The sequence below is a fragment of the Nostoc sp. genome, from assembly GCF_036917755.1.
In the GTDB taxonomy this organism is placed as follows: Bacteria; Cyanobacteriota; Cyanobacteriia; order Cyanobacteriales; family Nostocaceae; genus Nostoc.
The window spans coordinates 1-19,289 of record NZ_JBALFC010000065.1; the positions used below are offsets into that span (position 1 = coordinate 1).

A 19,289-nucleotide genomic window follows, 5' to 3' on the forward strand; every position below is an offset into this window, starting at 1 on the left:
GAGCCTCAGAAGGTCAACATCGAGCCTCAGAAGGTCAACATCGAGCCTCAGAAGGTCAACATCGAGCCTCAGAAGGTCAACATCGAGCCTCAGAAGGTCAACGTCAAGCCTCGGAAGGTCAACGTCGAGCCTCAGAAGGTCAACGTCGAGCCTCGGAAGGTCAACGTTGAGCCTCGGAAGGTGTCAACATCCAAATATGGTTCGGATAAAGACTTGATCCCCCCAACCCCCCTTAAAAAAGGGTGCTAAGAATGGCTCTATTACCCCCTTTTTAAGGGGAACTAAGGGGGATCTTTAAGGACTATGCACTTTAACCGAACTGTATTAGGTCAACATTGAGGTTAAATTAAGATTACACGTAAAAATTACCTAGAAAAGTTTGGTAAATTCCAAAATACAGCGTGGGCATTAAGTAGTTATTCTATAAGTATTAACACCTTAAAATTAAATCTTGTAATGAACCCGCAAAACAAGTACAAGAATTTACAAGATAAGCTTAAGCAACTCCAGCAATCAGGTTTTATGGGTCGTGAAGACCAAGTAAACCAATTTCGCCAAAATTTAGCATTATCCCCAGAAGACGATCGCCGTCGTTTTCTGTATAACGTTTGGGGTGAAGGCGGAGTTGGTAAAAGTACCTTGCTGCGACAGTTTTGCAAAATTGCTGATGAAGCAAAAATTATCTCGGCTTACATCGATGAAGCTGAAAAAACTGTACCAGAAGTCATGAGTCGTCTAGCTGAAGAGTTAGAACGGCAAGGTCACAAACTATCCCAGTTTACAGAACGGTATAAAGTTTACCGGCAAAAGCGCCAAGAATTAGAAACTGATCCAGAAGCCCCTCAAGGTTTTTCGGCATTTGTGGGGAAAACTATGGTAAAAACTGGCGTGCGCTTGGCGCGTCGAGTTCCCGTTGCTGGTGCTGTATTTGACTTTGTAGATGAGGATACTTTTGCTACCCAAGCCGGAGAATGGGCGTCTTATGTGGCAAAGAAAATAACAAATAAAGATGAGGTGCTATTAGTTCAAGAACCTGTGGAAGTTCTGACCCCGCTATTTTTGCAAGATATTTTTAAAATTGCCGATAAAACTGGTGTTGTTTTGTTTTTTGATACCTATGAACGCACCGGAGAATTCTTAGATAACTGGCTAAGGGAAATTTTGGAGGGTCGGCACGGTGAAGTACCTCTCAATATATTGATAACCATCGCCAGTCGGCAAGAGTTAGATAAAAATCATTGGGCACCTTACGAGGGGTTAATTGTTCGTTTCCCTCTGGAACCGTTTACAGAAGAAGAAGCCCAACAATATCTAATTCGCAAAGGCATTACAGACAATCGCATTATTGAAGTGATTTTGCACCTTTCTGGAAACTTACCTCTGCTAGTAGGAATGCTAGCAGATGCTCATCCCAATCACCCCAACCAGGTAATTGAGCCTAGCAGCAGTGCTGTAGAACGCTTTTTAAAATGGATTGACGATCCCAAACGGCAACAAGTGGCGCTTGATGCTGCCATTCCTCGGTGCTTGAACCGGGGTATTTTAGCTCAGTTGAGAGGAGAACAAGAAGCTGATGAGCTATTTACTTGGCTGAAAGAAACATCTTTTGTCAACGAACGTACCGATGGCTGGGCTTATCATGATGTCGTCAAAACGCAAATGTTACGCTACAAGCGCCTTTCATCGCCGCGAGGTTGGGCTGAGATACACAGTAAATTGGCAGACTATTACGACACGCTAGGTAACGAATTGCAATTAGAGCAAGTAAAAGCTTGGCGAGATCAAACTTGGCAAAGCCATAAGCTCAATGTTTTGTATCACCGATTATGCCAATCACCACAAAAGTATTTACCTATAGCTCTCAATGAATTCCTGGCTGCTCTAAAAACTGAACTAATTTTTGCTCAATGCTGGGCAGAAACAATTATGCAGGCTGGTAAAGATACGGGTTATGCAGAAGTTCAGCATTGGGGGGAGCAACTAACTAATGGGTTAAAAGCTTATGAAGATGAGCGTTATCAAATCACTGTTGAGATATTTAATGCTCTTCTACAAAACTCTACCATTGAGTTAGAGTGGCGACTAATTGCTCTACTTTGGCGGGGTGTAAGTTACTTCCGAATGGAGCTTTACAGTAAAGCATTGCAAGACTTAGACTGCGTTATTGCACTTCAACCCTACAAATTGGTGGTGTTTATTCGGGGTCTGACTTACCACAATATGGAGCGCTACTCTGAAGCAATACAAGACTTTGACCGCATTATTGCAGTTGACTCTGATAACAAGTTGGTACTGACAATTAGGGGTTTGGCTCACTGGGAAATACAAGATTATAGTAAAGCACTGCAAGACTTTGATCGTGCTATTGCACTTGACCCTGGTCACAAATGGATACTAGCAATTCGCGGGCTGACTTACCATTTCATGCAACGCTACTCCGATGCACTGCAAGACTTTAACAGCATGATTGTATTTGATCCTGATAACAAGTTGGTACTGACAATTATGGGTCTAGATTACTGCCTAATAAAATGCTACTCTAAAGCATTACAAAACTTTGACCGCGCCATTGCACTTGATTCTGATGACAAATTGGTGCTAGCAAGTCGTGGTTATACTTACCGTTTGATGGAGCATTACACAGAAGCTTTAGAAGATTTTGACCGCGCCATTGAACTTAATCCCAAAGATGATTGGGCGATCGCAAGTCGTGGTCAAACTTACCGCTTAATGGAGCGTTACCCAGAAGCCCTAGAAGATTTTGACCGCGCCATTGAACTTAACCCCAAACTTGACTGGACGATCGCATATCGCGGTCTAACTTTCTGCTTAATGGAGCGTTACCCAGAAGCCCTAGAAGATTTTGACCGCGCCATTGAACTTAACCCCAAACTTGACTGGGCGATCGCAAATCGCGGTGAAACTTATCGCTTAATGGAGCGTTACCCAGAAGCCCTAGAAGATTTTGACCGCGCCATTGAACTTAACCCCAAACTTGACTGGGCGATCGCATTTCGCGGTGAAACTTACCGCTTAATGGAGCGTTACCCAGAAGCCCTAGAAGATTTTGACCGCGCCATTGAACTTAACCCCAAACTTGACTGGGCGATCGCAAATCGTGGTGAAACTTACCGCTTAATGAAGCGTTACCCAGAAGCCCTAAAAGATTTTGACCGCGCCATTGAACTTGACCCCAAATATGACTGGGCGATCGCACTTCGCGGTGAAACTTACCGCTTAATGAAGCGTTACCCAGAAGCCCTAGAAGATTTTGACCGCGCCATTGAACTTAACCCCCAACTTGACTGGGCGATCGCACTTCGCGGTCAAACTTACCTGATGCTAAAGCTGTATAATGAGGCTCTTGCAGATTTCAACCGCGCTATTAACTTAGATTCTGACAGTAATTGGTATTTATATAATCGCGCTTTAGCCTACCAAGCCCTTAACCAACCAGATAAAGCACGATCTGACTTAGCACTTGCCATCAAGCTTGCTAAACAGCATTACGAAAAAGATGCTAAAGATTCGCGTAATGCCTTTAACTTAGCTCTTTACTATTTGGCTGCTCAATATAATCAACCAGCAAAGCAGTTATATCGCTATGTTTTATCTCAAGGTGCTTCCTTAGAGCCTATCCATGAAGCTATCCAAAACCTAAATGACTTTTTAAGCGTGTTCCCTGACCGTGTGCAGGCTACATCCATGCGACAGTTGTTGCAGTCTTCTTTAACTTAGGTGATGTAATTTCCAGTAGAAATGTTAAGCGATCGCTTTTACAACTGTGCCCTTCTCATGAGACGGTGTAGGCGGTAAGCGTAGCCATGCCGTCAGGCTTATCGCTTTTACAACTGTGTCCTTTTGATAATAGCGATCGCTTCCATATCGAGCCTCAGAAGGTCAACGTTGAGCCTCAGAAGGTCAACATCGAGCCTCAGAAGGTTAACGTCGAGCCTCAGAAGGTTAACGTCGAGCCTCAGAAGGTTAACGTCGAACCTCAGAAGGTCAACATTGAGCCTCAGAAGGTCAACATCGAGCCTCAGAAGGTCAACGTCGAGCCTCAGAAGGTCAACGTCGAGCCTCAGAAGGTCAGCGTCGAGCCTTAGAAGGTCAGCGTCGAGCTGAAATCAAGGTTATACCGTTTTACTTTAATAATGATACAAATACGTTGGTAGGGGCACAGCAATGCTGTGCCCCTACGAGAAATATATATGTATGAGGGTTTGTGTGAAATGGTATTACACGTAAAAATTACCCCTGCTCATTTGACGACGATCTGACTATTTTGGCGTTACTTACTCAGGACTTGAATAGATGCCATCATACCCTTGTCTTCGTGTTCCAAGATATGGCAGTGGTAAACAAAAGTACCTGCAATACTTGCACCATTCTGAACGCCTCGGAAATCCATTCGCAGTTTCACACTGGGAAACGGGGTGTTTGGCTTACCGTTCCAGATAGGTACATTGATTGTGTCGCGCATCATCCCGATCTCACTTGCATCGGAACTGTTCAAGACGAGGAAGTGGATTTGGTGGATATGGAAAGTATGGATTACCAAACTTCGGTTTTCCACGATCCAATCCTCAGTCGTTCCCTCCTGAACCGTGATATCGGGAGTCTTGAAGTTTGGATCGTAAACTTTAGGCTTATTTGGCTCTACTGTGATGTAAAACTGCTCTGGTTGTACACCAGCAGCTGTTTGAGAGAAGTAGAGCTTGCGCTGCTTTACAGACTGGTTCTGATTTACTCCAGAAAAGCGATCGCCCGATACCTTGCTTAAGTCAACCTTTAACTCAGGATTTGAGGCTGAAGCAGATGATGCCGCCTGCATTTGAATTCTAGCGATCGTTCGTTGTGGGTTATTATAATTTTGGTCCCCTGTGTTATATTTCAGCGTCAAAAACTTGGCATCCTTCACCGACGCTTGCGGACCCCTGATCATGAACTCTGCCCTTCCGGCTGGGGGTAGCAGAATGTGGGAGACAGATTTAGTCTGGTTCAGCAACTGACTATCAGCATTGATCGGAACACCATCCATCGATACTAATTGAAGCGGTTGAGCAATGCTATTGTATTGGACTTGCAAGTCAAAGAAGGTATCCGCCGCCGTATTAGCGACACGCCAAAACTGTTGTTCATTAGGTTTCATTTGAATGATGGCTGGCGGATCGTAAATCCCCCCACCTTTATACCTAATTGGAACTGAGTTGATGGAAATATCCCTGATTGGTTGCTGAAAGTCAAAATATTTTAATAGCTGCGTATCACGTAACACAAACACCCGTTCTGGAAGTTGAGCAGCTTGCTTGTTATACTTCCCGATGCCTTCAAAAATAATCGCACCTGTTAATCCACTCAGCACTTGGGTTTGACTCTGCATGTGGACGTGTGGGTGATACCAATATAGTCCCGGTGGCTCTCCCTGTGGAATACTGACATTGTACAGAAAAGTCTGTTTCGGCTCAACCACCGTCCGCACAACTTCGTCCTGATGGCACTTTGAAGATATACTCAAGCCATGAAAATGCAGGTTGGTTGAATTTGGGGGTGCCATTCCTCCAGGATATTGGCGCTGACAATTTTGGTCTTGTGTTCCTTTTGCTTGACCTGGTAATTGGTTAGTCAATCTCACTACTAAGTTTGCCTTACCTGGACTCAGCCTAAGCGTTGGTGCTTGCAAGTTACCATTGGCAACATAGCAGTTTTGCTTAGGGGAAATGTTGACAACCGTAAAATTTGCCGGATTGGTGGCATTAGGATTGCGGATTTCTGGTGGGTTTTTGACAATGCTTCCCGCAGGCGGTTGAGCGCAAACAGAAGATGTGGATGGGGTTTGCGCCCTCACTTGCAACGCATATATCACAACAATAAGAGCAAAAAAAATACTGCTAACAATCTTTAAGAGTTGCCGCAGTTGTCTTTGCTTGAATATCCCTGGAAGTGCTGCAACCTTTAACGCTATTCGTCTAATAATTCTGCTCATGAATGATTTGGTTTTTCCCTCAAAGAAGTTAAGTAACACTTGCCATGTATATTTTCCAGGTATGGAATCAACAGCTAAATAAGTGGGCGATAAAATTTCCAAGTATATAATGAAATGTAAATTCGGCAGATACCTTACAAATTAGTTATTTCACCGTTTTTACAAAACCAAATACATATTGGTTTAATCGTACCTACCTACTTATTCCGATTGAAATAAGCTAAAAAAGATTTCCTATTCGTGCAGATTACAGACAAATTTAATCTATAGAAATATGGTTTATAGATGCAAGCTATTCACTATAACTTTATGGAAACTTCAAATGTGACTGGAAAGTATAGACATAAAACAACATCTGTGATACTCATTAATTATCACTTCGTCTGGATACCAAAAAGACGCAAAAAGATATTAACAGGAAACTTTGGATCACAAGCTGCATTGCGTCACCGAACCGCCCGTCGCTCTCCTCGCTCAACTCAACTGCATTAAAATATAAAGCGATCGCCTTTACAACTGTGCGCTTATAATGAGATGCTGTAGGCGTAGGTGTACAACAGGTTTACCTGTAAAGAATTTTCCGATCGGCTGGCGAGTTACTTCTAACTCATCAGCTAATGCTCTTTGAGTTAAGGAATAACGAATTAAAACTCTTTTTGCTTTTTGGATACCTTCTGGAGAACAGGAAAGCGATCGCCCCGTTATAAGCTAACCACTACACTTTTGCTGATTCTAACTGCCAATTTTATAATTCATCCTCATTGCATACACAAGTCATTCATATCACAAGCCTGTATTTAAGCTTACAGCAACCACTCGCCTGTAAAGCTAGGGATGTAGTGATTCAAACGATTCAGGAGTGGGTCAATGTTATCCAAGAAATTCCCTTCAAGAGATGAAGTGCTGGCTGTTGTAACGCTGATTATGGTGATTGGTTCTCTCACTCTTGCAGTTATAGACGACAAGAGTCGCCCTCGATTTCTAGATTTAACAAAATTTGCTGTCGGTACATATATTGGATTGTTGATACCTCGGTCAAGGTTAAGCGATGTCTAGGACGGGCTGTTCGGTGACGCAGCTAGCCAATGACAAATTCTGTCTTGGTCACTATAGCAATCCTAAATAATTCGTAAGAGACAAGATCCCCGACTTCTCAAAGAAGTCGGGGATCTGTGACTTTCAATTCTCATAAATTAAATAGGAATATTTTCCTCTCAGACAACAGGGAGAAATAACTAAAAGCCTCTAGGGAAATTTCATTTTTCTCCGAAGACAGCAAAAATTTTTCATGCAACAAGAGAAATTTCCTCATTCTATTGTTAATTTTTGTAAAGTTGATGTCTTCAAAAGTATAAACCTGATATTTAGATAGCTAAACTAGCAAACAGTGCATCTGTACTCTTAATTATTAAAAGTAGATGTGGCGCTATAGTCTTAATGATCCCAGTACAACTTGTTCTCAAAAACTTTCTTAGTTACCGTGATGCAACTTTAGATTTTCGCGGTTTGCATACGGCTTGTATTTGCGGTTCCAATGGTGCGGGGAAATCTTCACTTCTGGAAGCAATCACTTGGGCGATTTGGGGTGAAAGTCGCGCCACTGCTGAAGATGATGTCATCTATTCTGGGGCGAAAGAAGTTCGGGTTGATTTTACTTTCCAAAGTAATCAGCAAAAATATCGGGTGATTCGTACCCGAATTCGGGCAGGTACTAGCGTCCTGGAATTTCAAATAGAAATTCCATCTGGGTTTCGCTCACTCACTGGCAAAGGGGTAAGAGCGACACAGGATTTGATTTTAGAACATATCAAGCTCGATTATGATACATTTATTAATTCTGCCTACTTACGTCAAGGTCGTGCAGATGAATTCATGCTCAAGCGCCCCGCCGAACGCAAAGAAATTTTAGCGGAGTTGCTGAAACTCAATCAGTATGATGATTTGGAAGAACGGGCAAAGGAATCTTCTCGTCAGTTCAAAGCACAGGCATTAGAGTTAGAGCGTTCTTTGGAGTCGATAAAAATTCAGTTGCAACAACGCGAGACAACGGAAGCGCAAAGAATCGAGTTAGAAGCCCAACTCAACCAACTGCAACAAGTGCAAGCTTTTGATAATATTCAATTACAAAGTTTGCAAGTTGTCCAGCACCAGCGCCAAAATTGGGAACAACAACTCAACTTTGTGAAGCAGCAATACCAAAATCTTACCCAAGATTGCGATCGCCTCCAACAAGAACAATCAGCTATTGGCTCTCAGCGATCGGATTTAGAAAAAATATTACATCAAGAAGCTGAGATTAAAGCTGGATACGCTCAATATCAAAGTCTACAATCTCAAGAAGAAGCTTTTGCTGTCAAATTTGAAGAATACACCCGCGCCGGGCAGACTCGTCAACAAAAGCAACAACAGCTTACCAAACAAATTCACGAAATCGAACGGCAACTGCAACAAGCCCAAGCCCAAATTGAAGCTTTGCAGCAACAAGAGCGAGACATTCAGCAAACTCTGACTAAATCCGGTGAAGTAGAAGCGGCTTTGTCACAACTGTCCGCAGCCCGTCACCATGTTGCTCGTTTAGATCAACTACAAATGCAAGTTACTCCCTTGTTGCAACAACGAGCAACTTTACAAAGCCAACTTGATCGCACTCATGCTGGTTTAGTAGCGCGACTCGAACAACTCCAAACTACTGAGAATCAATTGCAACGCCAGCAGCGCCGCCAACCGCAACTGCAACAAGCGGTGATGGATGTGGGAATTCAGATTGAGGAACTGGAGAAAAAACGGGTTTATCTGCAACGAGTCCAAGAAAAAGGGCAAGAAAGGCGGCACTTTATCGAACGTCTGCAAGCTCATCAACGGGATTATGAAAAACTGCTGGCAGAATTAGAGCAGAAATTGCAAATGCTCCAAAATCCTGAAGCTCTTTGTCCATTATGTGAGCGTCCTTTAGATGAACATCACTGGAGTCGGGTGGTGGAAAAAACCCAGGCTGAGTTAGAAGATACTCAAGGGCAGTTTTGGGTAGTCCGGGAACAAATGGCTGTGTCTGACAGAGAAATTCAGGTACTTAGGCAGGAATATCGGGAAATTTCTCAACAGTTGGCGGGCTACGATGGTTTACGCGAACAACGGGGACAGTTGGCAGCACAGTTAGAGGCTACAACTGATGTCCAACAACAGTTACAACAAATTGCTGCCGAAAAACAGCATTTAGAGCGATCGCTCCAAGGTGGTGATTACGCTCCCGATAAACAAGCCGAACTCCGGCAGCTAGACCAATATCTGCAACAAGCTAATTATAATGAACAAGACCACGCCCTCGCCCGGAGCGAAGTTGAGCGGTGGCGATGGGCAGAAATTAAACAAGGGCAGATTAAAGATGCAACTAAGCGACAAGCGCAACTATTAGCCCGAAAACCAGAACTTCAAGCCCAAATTGCTCAATTAAAAGCCAAAATCCAACAGGATCAGACTGATTCTGAATGTGCTAAACAAATCGCGGCTCTTGAGCGTCAGATTACCGAAATTGGCTACAGTTCTGAGCAGCATAACAACCTCCGTATAGCTGTAAAGAAAGCTCAATCTTGGCATTTGCGGTATCAACAACTACTATCAGCCCAGCAGCAGTATCCGCAACTCCAGACGAGATTGCAAGAGTTAGAGGAGTCTAGAAACGCCAGATTAATGGAGCGGCAAAAACTCGGCGGACAAATCGAAAGCATTATCCAGCAACTACAAGCCACAGCTAACCCATCTGCCCAAATTCAAGCTTTAGAACAGCAGTTAGCAATACGTAGACGGCAACTCGATGAGCAAATAGCAAAATTGGGGCGTTTAGAACAGCTGGCCCATCAACTGGAAACGCTGCAAATTCAGTATGAACAACAGCAGCAGCAACTACAATCTTGCAAGCAGGAATATCGTGTTTATCAGGAATTAGCGCAAGCTTTTGGTAAAAACGGTATCCAAGCACTGATGATTGAGAATGTGTTACCGCAACTTGAAGCCGAGACTAATCAACTACTTTCGCGGCTGAGTGGGAATCAGTTTCATGTACAATTTATTACTCAAAAAGCTGGACGCAGTGCGAAATCAACCAAGAAAAATGCCAAGCTGATAGACACCTTAGATATTTTAATCGCCGATTCTAGAGGAACGCGATCTTATGAAACTTACTCAGGTGGGGAAGCTTTTAGAATTAACTTTGCCATCCGTTTAGCCCTGGCGAAATTATTAGCGCAACGGGCGGGGGCGGCGTTGCAATTGTTGATTGTGGATGAAGGTTTTGGTACACAGGATGCTGAAGGATGCGATCGCCTGATTGCCGCGATTAATGCGATCGCCTCTGATTTTGCCTGCATTCTCACTGTAACCCACATGCCACACCTCAAAGAAGCTTTTCAAGCCCGGATTGAAGTGAATAAAACTCAGGAAGGTTCGCAGTTGAGTTTGTCAATTTAATTGTATTTTACCCGTGCATCAAGACCATAGGAGCGAAGCTTTTTCGTTAGCGTTTCGGCTTGGGTGCGATCGCTAAATGCCCCAGCATTCACATAATCCCCTAGACCGGATTCCTCCGTAACAGCATTGGGTATATACTGTTGCACTTTACTCAGAGTATCATTATTGGAAATTGGCACTATTACTCTGTAGGGATTATTAGCAACTAATGTGTTGCCATTGGTAACAGGTTCTACATAGTCATTAGTAGGAGGTAATACATTGCGATTAGTCTGAAGTAATACATCACCATTAGTCTCAGCATAATTATTTACAGTAGAGCTATTCAACCCTAATGCTTGCCAAGTTTGCCAATCTACATTTCCAGTAGAATTAAGTCGAGAAGATTGCTGGAATGCAATCACAGATTGTCTGGTGTAATCATTGAAAAGGCCGTCAGGATTGGTATTAGAGAAACCCAACTGTGACAAACGCTCTTGAACTAATCTGACATTTTCTCCGCGATCGCCTACAGTCAGATAATTTCTGCCTGGTTGTTGAATAGTAGATCCAACAGTGGAGGCACTACGCACTGACTCCAAAACTTGGGCATTGGCGATGCCATCAACAGGTAAGCGATAATTTCGCTGGAATGCAATTACAGCTTCCCTAGTCATTGCGCCAATCTTCCCAGTGGGATTAGTCTTAAAATAACCTAGCTGCCGCAAACGTACTTGTAGTTCTCTCACTTGTTGAGTCGAGAGACTTGCTCTCGCTGGAGTCGGCGAGGAACCTCGTAGTTTGTTCCAAGTTTGTCGATTCACAATCCCGTTAGCAGGTAGGCGATAATTTTGCTGGAAGGCAATTACAGCATCTTTTGTAATTTGTCCAAAATTACCCGTGGGATTAGCATTCAAGTAGCCTAACTGGCGGAGACGCTGTTGTAACCTGGTCACGGCTGCACCAGTTTTACCTTGAGAGAGAACAGGATATTGACCAACTGGCGATGCCTGGGTTGGGCTGCGCCTACGCAATGTACCAGTGGTATTTCTACTAGAAGTTCTACCTTGACAGGCTCGTTGCAAGGCTCGTTGAGTACTAATACCCACAACTCCATCAGCAGCTATTCTATTGGCTTGCTGGAATTTGATCACAGCATTTTTAGTCAAGGTAGCAAACTTGCCACTCACTGGGCCGTTAAAGTAGCCTAATTTTTTTAAGCACCTCTGGCTACTGCTAACTTCAGCCCCATTACTTCCGATTTTCTGAAGTGCTAAAGCTTGCCCAGCAATACTCAGAAGCCCCATAGTCAGTGCCACAGACAAAAGACGCATCGCCGCACTGCTAGATAAATTTTTCCAATTCAAAAATTTGAAATTAGCTACGGTAGGAACAACCTTGACACTTTCGGATGCCTCGTAGACTGAGGCAAGCTTGGTTAAATAGCTATCTACCCCTGTTTTCACTTGCTTTTTTGAAGTTATGGCTATACGCAATTATACTATTTGCTCTGTATTATATTTGTTTTTAGTATGATTCTTTACAACAAATTTTCCCAGCCGCGACTGAATTTGAGATCCTGTTTAGGGTTAGTAAGAGGGCGATCGCATGGGAATACTTTATATATAGTAATTGCAACAAATAAGACTCCTATAGTATGAGCTACTGTACCAATATTGATTGCCCGCGTCCGCAAAATTGTGACATCTCTCGTTTTTGTAATAGTTGTGGTCAGGAATTGTTACTCAAACAGCGATATCGCCCACTCGCTCTCATTGGACGTGGTGGCTTTGGGAGAACGTTTTTAGCTATTGATGAACATCTTCCAGGTCAACCCAAATGTGCGATCAAACAGCTATGTTTCCAAGAGGAAAATACTGAGGTGTGGCACAAAGCAGTCAAACTATTTCACCAAGAAGCGCTTCGTCTCAATGAACTAGAACACTCTCAAATACCCAAATTACTAGCGCACTTTGAACAAAATCAAAAGTTTTATATCATCGAGGAATTAGTAGATGGACAAACACTCGCCCAGGAATTACAACAACAAGGCGTTTTTAAAGAACCGCAAATTTGGGAGATATTAAAAAGTTTATTGATCACACTCCAATTTATCCATTCCCGACAAGTAATCCACCGAGATATTAAACCGGAAAATATTATGCGCCGTTCGGTTCAAGGAGACTTGGTTTTAATAGATTTCGGAGTTGCTAAATTAGCCACTAATACGAGGCGACTTCGTACAGGCACAATAGTAGGTAGTCCAGAATATGTTGCTCCCGAACAATTGCGAGGAAAGGCATTAGCAGCCAGCGATCTTTACAGCTTGGGTGTAACATGTATTTACTTACTCACCGATGTCTCTCCGTTTGATTTGTTCGATATTGCTAACGATCGCTGGGTATGGCAGGAATATTTACCAGCAGGCAATACTGTTAGCATTCGCCTCTGTGAAATCTTAGATAAACTTTTAAAAAATGCTGTTTCGCAACGCTTCCAATCTGCAACAGAAGCGTTGCAGACACTAGAACAACAACCAAATAAATTGCTAAATATTTCTAATTATCAGACATTAGCTACTATTGATTACACGCATTTGCGTGATTTATTAGCAAAAGGAAAATGGCAATTAGCAGATCGAGAAACTTGGGAACTGATGTGTCAGGCACTAGCAAAGCCTAGAGGTAGCTATATATTTAGTAGTAATATTGATACATTTACCTGTCAAGATTTGCAGACCATTGACCATTTATGGGTGAATTACAGTCATGGACGCTTTGGTTTTAGCGTGCAAACACTTATTTACAAAAACGTGAATGGAGACTATGGAATTTTTTGTAATCAAGTTGGTTGGCATATATACAATTATAGTTATGCCAACTCGGAATTTAATTTTAGTCTCAAAGCACCAATCGGTCATTTACCCTCACGCATTTGGATTGGTGGTTCTCAACCGTGGCGATATCCCAATGCTTTAGCTGTAAAACTAGCAGCCTGTGGTATTAGTTAGTGTTGTTGAAAATTACTATTAGGAGTAGTACCGCAAGGCGGAATTCAAAATTCAAAATTCAAAATTCAAACAGGTATACAGCGTAAGCGTTTTATTGATTTGAAATGGGTGGTTTATTTACGCCGTGCTGTACTAGTATTTGAATTTTTAAGCTATTGTTTATCTACTTTTTCAGTATTACCTGCTTTTACCCAACCTTCTTGTTCGCTACCTTCCAAACGGATCTTTTGCCAGGATTTGTCCTCGCTTTCTTCTAAAACAATAATTTTTTGATTAAAACCAACCCCACCAATACGTTCAGCTTCTTGATTTGGTTGCGATCGCAAACTCAACCCTTCACGCCAACTAACACGCCCTCGGTAAGCTCCCGATGGCAATGGTTTTGGTGATGGGGTAGCCTTTGGTGATTCTGTGGGAGCGGAGCTTGGAGACGATTGAGCCTGAGTCCCAGGTTTAAGGGTGGATTTACCTCCTCCAGGCTCAGTTCCTTTTGGAGCTTGGGCTTTCACCGAGGGATTATCATTGGAAAAAATGGGTTTGGCAGGGGCTATGCCAGTGCGATTCATGAAATAGAGTGCAACTGCAACACCGCCACCTACTAACACAGCGATCGCTAATAAAAACCCAAGTATAAATTTTGTTAAGCCAGACAACATAGTTAATTAAAACCTGATTATCAAGAGTCAAGGGTCAACATAATTCGTAATTGATAATTCGTAATTCGTAGTTGCACTTTTAGGGTGCTTGTACCCTCCAGTGTCTTATTGACCACCAAATCGGAGATTTTAGTGGGGGTTTGTACCTCTTAATTACGAATTACGAATTACGAATTACGAATTACGAATTAGTAATTATTCTAGCTGTCACTGAGTGTGTTCACGTAGTGCGGCGGAGACGATCGCTCAAAGGATTGTGTTTCGATGCTAAACGCGCTCTCCCCGCAGCAGCCCATTCTTGAAGTTGCTGAATTTGCTCTACAGCAGTTCGCGCCAAGGGTATGATCTGACTGGCGGCTTCTAAAATGTCGTCAGTAGCAAAGTCCCGGTTTTGGCTAAATCCAATATGCATCGCTTCAATTAAAGTTTGCTCAATCTCTGCCCCAGAAAAATCGGGCGTTTCGTATGCTAACCTATCGATGTCATAACTTTTCAAGTTATGGGGACGCAATCGGGATAAATGAACATCATAAATTGCTTTTCTCTCTTCTTGGGTGGGCAAACCGACAAAGAAAATTTCATCAAATCGCCCCTTACGGAGCATTTCCGGCGGTAAGGCTTGGATGTCGTTGGCGGTAGCGACGACAAAAACGGGTGAGCTTTTTTCGGCTAGCCAGTTAATAAAAGTGCCAAATACACGGCTGGCTGTTCCGGCATCACCTTTGCTACCAACTCCAGCAAAGGCTTTATCTATTTCATCAATCCACAAAATACAGGGAGCGAGCGCTTCAGCTACTTGGATCATTTGGCGAGTCCGAGATTCTGATTCACCCACCAAACCACCAAATAACCTTCCCACATCCAGACGTAGCAAGGGTAAATGCCAGTGATGAGCGATCGCTTTTGCCGTTAACGATTTACCAGTTCCCTGAATACCCACCAACATTAAACCACGGGGGTGCGGTAATCCGTACTGTCGCGCCTTATCAGTAAACGAGCCTCCCCGCCGAATCAGCCAGTCTTTCAAGTTATCCAGTCCGCCAATATCAGAAATTTGCTCAGTGGCGGGGTAGAAGTCCAAGATTTGGGTTTGGCGGATAGTTTGGCGCTTTTCTTCCAAAACCAGATCCACGTCTTCTGGTTGCAATTCACCGTGGGTAGCGATCGCTTTTGCTAAAACCCGGCGAATCCGTTCCATCGAAAGTCCTTGACAAGAACGCACCAAATCATCTAAAACTTTGCCAGAAAGGGAGTTACCAGTGTTTTGTAGCAAGCGTTCCACCTCAGTTTTAATTTCTGGGGCGGCGGGTAAGGGGAACTCGACGACTGTCAGCACTTCCGTTAAATCGTCAGGGATGGCGATGCGTGGCGACAATAGGACAATATTTTTTGGTTGCGACTTGAGAAGCCTGGACAGATTGCGAAGTTTGCGGGCGATCGCTACATCATCTAAAAAGCGATGATAGTCTCGTAGAATCAAAACTGCTGGTGCGGAAGCTGGTAATTTTTCGATAAATTCCAAAGCTTGCAACGGGTTGCGTCGCCCAAACCCAGCATCATTGGGGTTTCCCTGGTAGCCATCGACAAAATCCCAAGTATACACTGGGCGATTACCCTGGTTGGTTGCTTCTTCCCGGATAGCTGCTTCTACCCGTTCTTCCTCATAGGTGGGAATATAAATTAAAGGGTAGCGGGCGCGTAGCAGCAGTTTAAACTCTTCACGAAAGTTCATATATAGCTGTAGTTATTAGTTATTCTCTCATTGTTCAGGTTTGTATCGCCTCTAACAACTATAAAACCAACATCTACCAGTTCATAGGGGTTGCCAGTGCGATCGCTATATGTGAGATATTTTTTAAAGGTAAGCGATCGCTCTTTTGTGGTAAACATGATTAGATAATCAGTATAAAAATAACTACTGACTTTTATTTAAGGTATTTCCTAATTCTTCAGCCAGATCAGATAAGAAATCAGGTTTATTTTCAACTAGCCATTCTGTAAGCTTATAAGAGTGTTTAGTTTTTCTAAATTCCAATTTGTTGTCACATAATTCTTTAAACATACTTTCAAGTATCTTTGCACCGTGAATCTTAGATAACCAATTATTATCTGACACTTCTTCTCTTTTTACACCTTGAAGCAGATAGGATTTTTCCTGTTTGATTTTGTCAAGATATTCCTGAACCTGAGTAATGCTAATATGTATTTCTAACCATGTAGCTTCTTGATTAATTGTCACTAATATAGCTTCAGGATCAAGTAGATAATTTTCATACATGGGTAGGCGTAAGAAAGTCACACCTTTCTTCTCTAGTTCTTTAATCTTTGTTTCTGTCTTACTTTCTCTATCAAATATAAATCCAATGGCTGGCGGAAACAGAGTTGCTCCCGTTGTGAGTTTTTTATAAATATCAAAAACCAGGTCAGACCGTTTTCCATCCAAAAGAGCATCAGTGCTATTGACAGATAGAATTTTAATACCCATTAGTGTTATTGTTGCAACTTTCTCCAATATCATTGGAAAACACTTTTCCTCAGTTTGTCCTTCTACCCAAAGAATACTATCAGCACCGAAAACATCAGATAATCTAACTCCAAGTTCAGCTAAAATTTCGTTTTGTGATTTTATCCCTTTTGTATTTATTACTGATGCTGTTGTTTCACAATCTTGATATTGGAGCTTTACAATATTAGAAGGATTAGCAGTTGTGATAATTTCTGGCGAATGAGTAGCAATAATATATTGGTGCTGTGGAAATTGTTTAAGAGTTTCTATAAGTTTTTTAGCTGCACCTGGATGTAAAAAAGATTGTGGCTCATCAATAATTAATGTTCTTGGTTCTTCCGAAGAAACTAGAATATACAAAATTGCTAGTACTTGACTAACTCCACTTCCACAGGATGAAAGAGGTAGTGATAAATCATTTCTGTGAAGATTATCTGTATTCCAAATCAGGATTTCAAGATTTGTATCATCTCTCATTACAACCTCAGAGGGTGACAACCTACCTATAAAGGTTGCTGCATAAGGAATAGGGCATAGAAACCACGCTGAAAATAGAGCCGTTTATGGGGTTTGAGCGCAATCAGACTCAGAACCCAATCTGTCCATAATTCCATCCCGTAACGCCATCGTTGTCCGTAGAGTCCAAAGCTAAAGTCACTCTGCCGTGGGGTCTGGTCTTTGTGTTCTTGGATACGTCCAGCATAGATATCTATCCCTAATTTTTTCATCTGTTGTCCCTGCATTGTTGCCAAACTATAGGCCAGGGCAATCAATAAGACTAAAGCTAAAAAACGAGTGTCATTGACCTTGGTATCTTCTAAGTTATAGCCACCTGTTTTACAATCCTTGAACATTTGTTCAATGCCCCAACGACAACGATAAACTGCCAATGCTTGTTTTAATGTCGGGAGGTTAGTTAAGATATACCAAGGTTCTTTTGCTCCCTGATTATTATATTTTCGTCTCCAATAGACCGCCAAATTAAATAGTCCTATTCCATCCCCTTTATTGCACAAAACTCCCTGATAAAATTTAGACATTCCCGGTTTAAATCCCAGATTTTTCAGGACTTGATACTCCTCATTCAGTGCTGTTTGGAAATGGAGGTCTTTTTTCTGCCTCAGAGCAAAGAATACACCCCTGTCATCCAGCCATTGTGCCAGTTTAGGGCTGTGAAATTCTCGGTCTCCTAATACCAAAACAGGATAATTTTTAAATAGAGTCAGCACTGTTTTCAGGAGCCGTTTTTGGGTATGAAAATTACTGTTCCCTACCTGTTTTAAGACTTCCCAATATAAAGGAAGAGCATGAGTACCCCAGACTAAGCTCACCATAAATACATTCCGTCCAATCCAAAAGAGTCCTATCAATTGCGATCATCCAATATCCATATTTATGGTGTTTGAGTTTCTGGAGACGACGACGCTGCTCTCGATTTAAGTTCCGTCCCGTTTGTACTTGTCTAATCCAATATTTGATCAAGGGGAACCATAAAAGTTTGACATTGAGTTGCGGCAAGTTCAAAAAGCGTTGCAGGTTCCGCTTGCGACTGCCATATTGAATCGGTTGGGGAAAGACACTTGCTAAAACGGAGAGTTTGACCTGACGATGAACTTGTAGTAATAACAACAAAAGTTGTAGGGTTAGATACTGGCTTTCATTCAGATGGGCACGCAGGGTTTTTTGGTAAGATTCAGGAAACATATTTTTCTAGGGGAGCCACAAAAATGCTCCCTATTTTTTGTCTTCATCATCTTCTCAAACTATTGTCCTGCATAGCTTAGAGTTGCCTTGTCACCCTCTCAGTTCTATTATTAGCAATTTCACCTATTTTGACAAGTAAAATTGAAGAAACCCGGTCTCTTAGAGAAGCCGGGTTTCTATAGAAAGGTCATAGATTAGCTTAGTAAACTACTACATAAGTTGTAAGACTTAAAGTGAACAAGTGATGCGGCGTAACGCGCCTTACTGTCCCGGAAGTTGCTTTTTCAGTGCTTCCAGAGAAGCCCAACGGTTATCAACAGGAGTATCAGAACTATCAGAAGTATCAGAACTATCAACAGTACTACTTACAGGAATGCCTGGACAATTGCGATCGCACAGCTGACGCTGGGGAACTGCCAAGCACATCTGCTCATACAGCCATTCGTTGGGATAAAAATAACCATCGGGCGGTAGAGTTTCAAGCAAATCTTCCAGAACCACTTCCCTTTCTAAGGGCAAGTCATTTAGCTGATTTGCGGTTTCGTCCAACCAGATAATTTCCTTCGTATCAAGCCCTAAACGTCGATTGTATTGCTGCAAACAGCGATTGCAGGTACAAGTAATAATTGTTTCTGCCTGACTGGACACTTCCAAGTAATTGCCATGATGCTGCACGCGCACATGACCGCGAACTGGTGTCAACGTTTCCAGACCAGGCAGAAATTCCTGAACCTGAACTTCCTCTGTCCGCTCCGGGGCTTGAGTTAGCTGCGGAATATAAATTGCGTCCATAGGATTTGTGAGACATCCTCACTAAAAATTTATCTTGACTATCAGCAATTATACTGATATTACATTTTTACTTTCTCTCTTAAGAACAAGAGAAATTTTGAACCTATATCGTTATGAGTTTTCAATTAACTCCAAACTCTGCCAATTTTAGATTTTGAATTGAAGGAAAAATCTAAAATCCAAAATCCAAAA

12 protein-coding genes and 1 pseudogene are annotated in these 19,289 nt (G+C 42.4%); 5 read left to right on the plus strand and 8 right to left on the minus strand.

The features are described from left to right. Nucleotides 1–456: 456 nt before the first annotated feature. The gene (locus tag V7L05_RS15715; RefSeq protein WP_335165293.1) at nucleotides 457–3,738 is read left to right on the plus strand and encodes a tetratricopeptide repeat protein; all 3,282 of its coding nucleotides are present in this window, start codon (nucleotides 457–459) and stop codon (nucleotides 3,736–3,738) included. 86 nt (nucleotides 3,739–3,824) lie between these two features. Continuing rightward, nucleotides 3,825–4,106, plus strand: coding sequence for a hypothetical protein (locus V7L05_RS15720; protein ID WP_335165294.1), 282 nt, complete (start codon nucleotides 3,825–3,827; stop codon nucleotides 4,104–4,106). Nucleotides 4,107–4,291: 185 nt separating this feature from the next. Here V7L05_RS15720 and V7L05_RS15725 read toward each other — a convergent pair whose 3' ends face one another. After that, nucleotides 4,292–5,986 (minus strand): multicopper oxidase family protein, encoded by a 1,695-nt coding sequence (locus V7L05_RS15725; RefSeq protein WP_335165295.1) that lies wholly within the window; start codon nucleotides 5,984–5,986, stop codon nucleotides 4,292–4,294. 867 nt (nucleotides 5,987–6,853) lie between these two features. On the opposite strand from V7L05_RS15725, the gene V7L05_RS15730 reads away from it, so the two are divergent. Then, nucleotides 6,854–7,042 (plus strand): hypothetical protein, encoded by a 189-nt coding sequence (locus V7L05_RS15730; RefSeq protein WP_335165297.1) that lies wholly within the window; start codon nucleotides 6,854–6,856, stop codon nucleotides 7,040–7,042. A gap of 381 nt (nucleotides 7,043–7,423) precedes the next feature. Further along, on the plus strand, nucleotides 7,424–10,450 hold the full coding sequence (locus V7L05_RS15735; protein ID WP_335165298.1) for an SMC family ATPase: 3,027 nt from the start codon (nucleotides 7,424–7,426) through the stop codon (nucleotides 10,448–10,450). On the opposite strand, the gene V7L05_RS15740 is transcribed toward V7L05_RS15735, so the two are convergent. Next, the gene (locus tag V7L05_RS15740) at nucleotides 10,447–11,895 is read right to left on the minus strand and encodes a peptidoglycan-binding domain-containing protein (RefSeq protein WP_335165300.1); all 1,449 of its coding nucleotides are present in this window, start codon (nucleotides 11,893–11,895) and stop codon (nucleotides 10,447–10,449) included. The genes V7L05_RS15735 and V7L05_RS15740 overlap by 4 nt on opposite strands. Nucleotides 11,896–12,086: 191 nt before the next feature. Here V7L05_RS15740 and V7L05_RS15745 point away from each other — a divergent pair, with 191 nt between their 5' ends. After that, nucleotides 12,087–13,439: a serine/threonine-protein kinase gene (locus tag V7L05_RS15745; RefSeq protein WP_335165301.1), complete on the plus strand. Its 1,353-nt coding sequence runs from the start codon at nucleotides 12,087–12,089 to the stop codon at nucleotides 13,437–13,439. Nucleotides 13,440–13,591: 152 nt separating this feature from the next. On the opposite strand, the gene V7L05_RS15750 is transcribed toward V7L05_RS15745, so the two are convergent. The 6 genes and pseudogenes from V7L05_RS15750 to V7L05_RS15775 form a co-directional block, all read right to left on the minus strand. Beyond that, complete coding sequence (locus V7L05_RS15750) at nucleotides 13,592–14,095, minus strand: SH3 domain-containing protein (protein ID WP_335165303.1); 504 nt, start codon at nucleotides 14,093–14,095, stop codon at nucleotides 13,592–13,594. Between the two features lie 220 nt (nucleotides 14,096–14,315). Beyond that, nucleotides 14,316–15,827 carry an AAA family ATPase gene (locus tag V7L05_RS15755; protein ID WP_335165304.1) on the minus strand — a complete coding sequence of 504 codons (1,512 nt, stop codon included), beginning with the start codon at nucleotides 15,825–15,827 and terminating at the stop codon, nucleotides 14,316–14,318. Then, a complete protein-coding gene (locus tag V7L05_RS15760) occupies nucleotides 15,824–15,985 on the minus strand; it encodes a hypothetical protein (protein WP_335165306.1) in 162 nt (53 codons plus the stop codon). Before V7L05_RS15760 ends, V7L05_RS15755 begins: the two co-directional genes overlap by 4 nt. A gap of 25 nt (nucleotides 15,986–16,010) precedes the next feature. Continuing rightward, nucleotides 16,011–17,078, minus strand: a complete 1,068-nt coding sequence (locus tag V7L05_RS15765; RefSeq protein WP_335165307.1) for an ATP-dependent nuclease — start codon at nucleotides 17,076–17,078, stop codon at nucleotides 16,011–16,013. Between the two features lie 26 nt (nucleotides 17,079–17,104). Continuing rightward, a pseudogene (locus tag V7L05_RS15770) lies at nucleotides 17,105–18,305 on the minus strand (IS4 family transposase). Between the two features lie 261 nt (nucleotides 18,306–18,566). Further along, nucleotides 18,567–19,097, minus strand: coding sequence for a YceD family protein (locus V7L05_RS15775; RefSeq protein WP_335165308.1), 531 nt, complete (start codon nucleotides 19,095–19,097; stop codon nucleotides 18,567–18,569). Nucleotides 19,098–19,289: the final 192 nt, after the last annotated feature.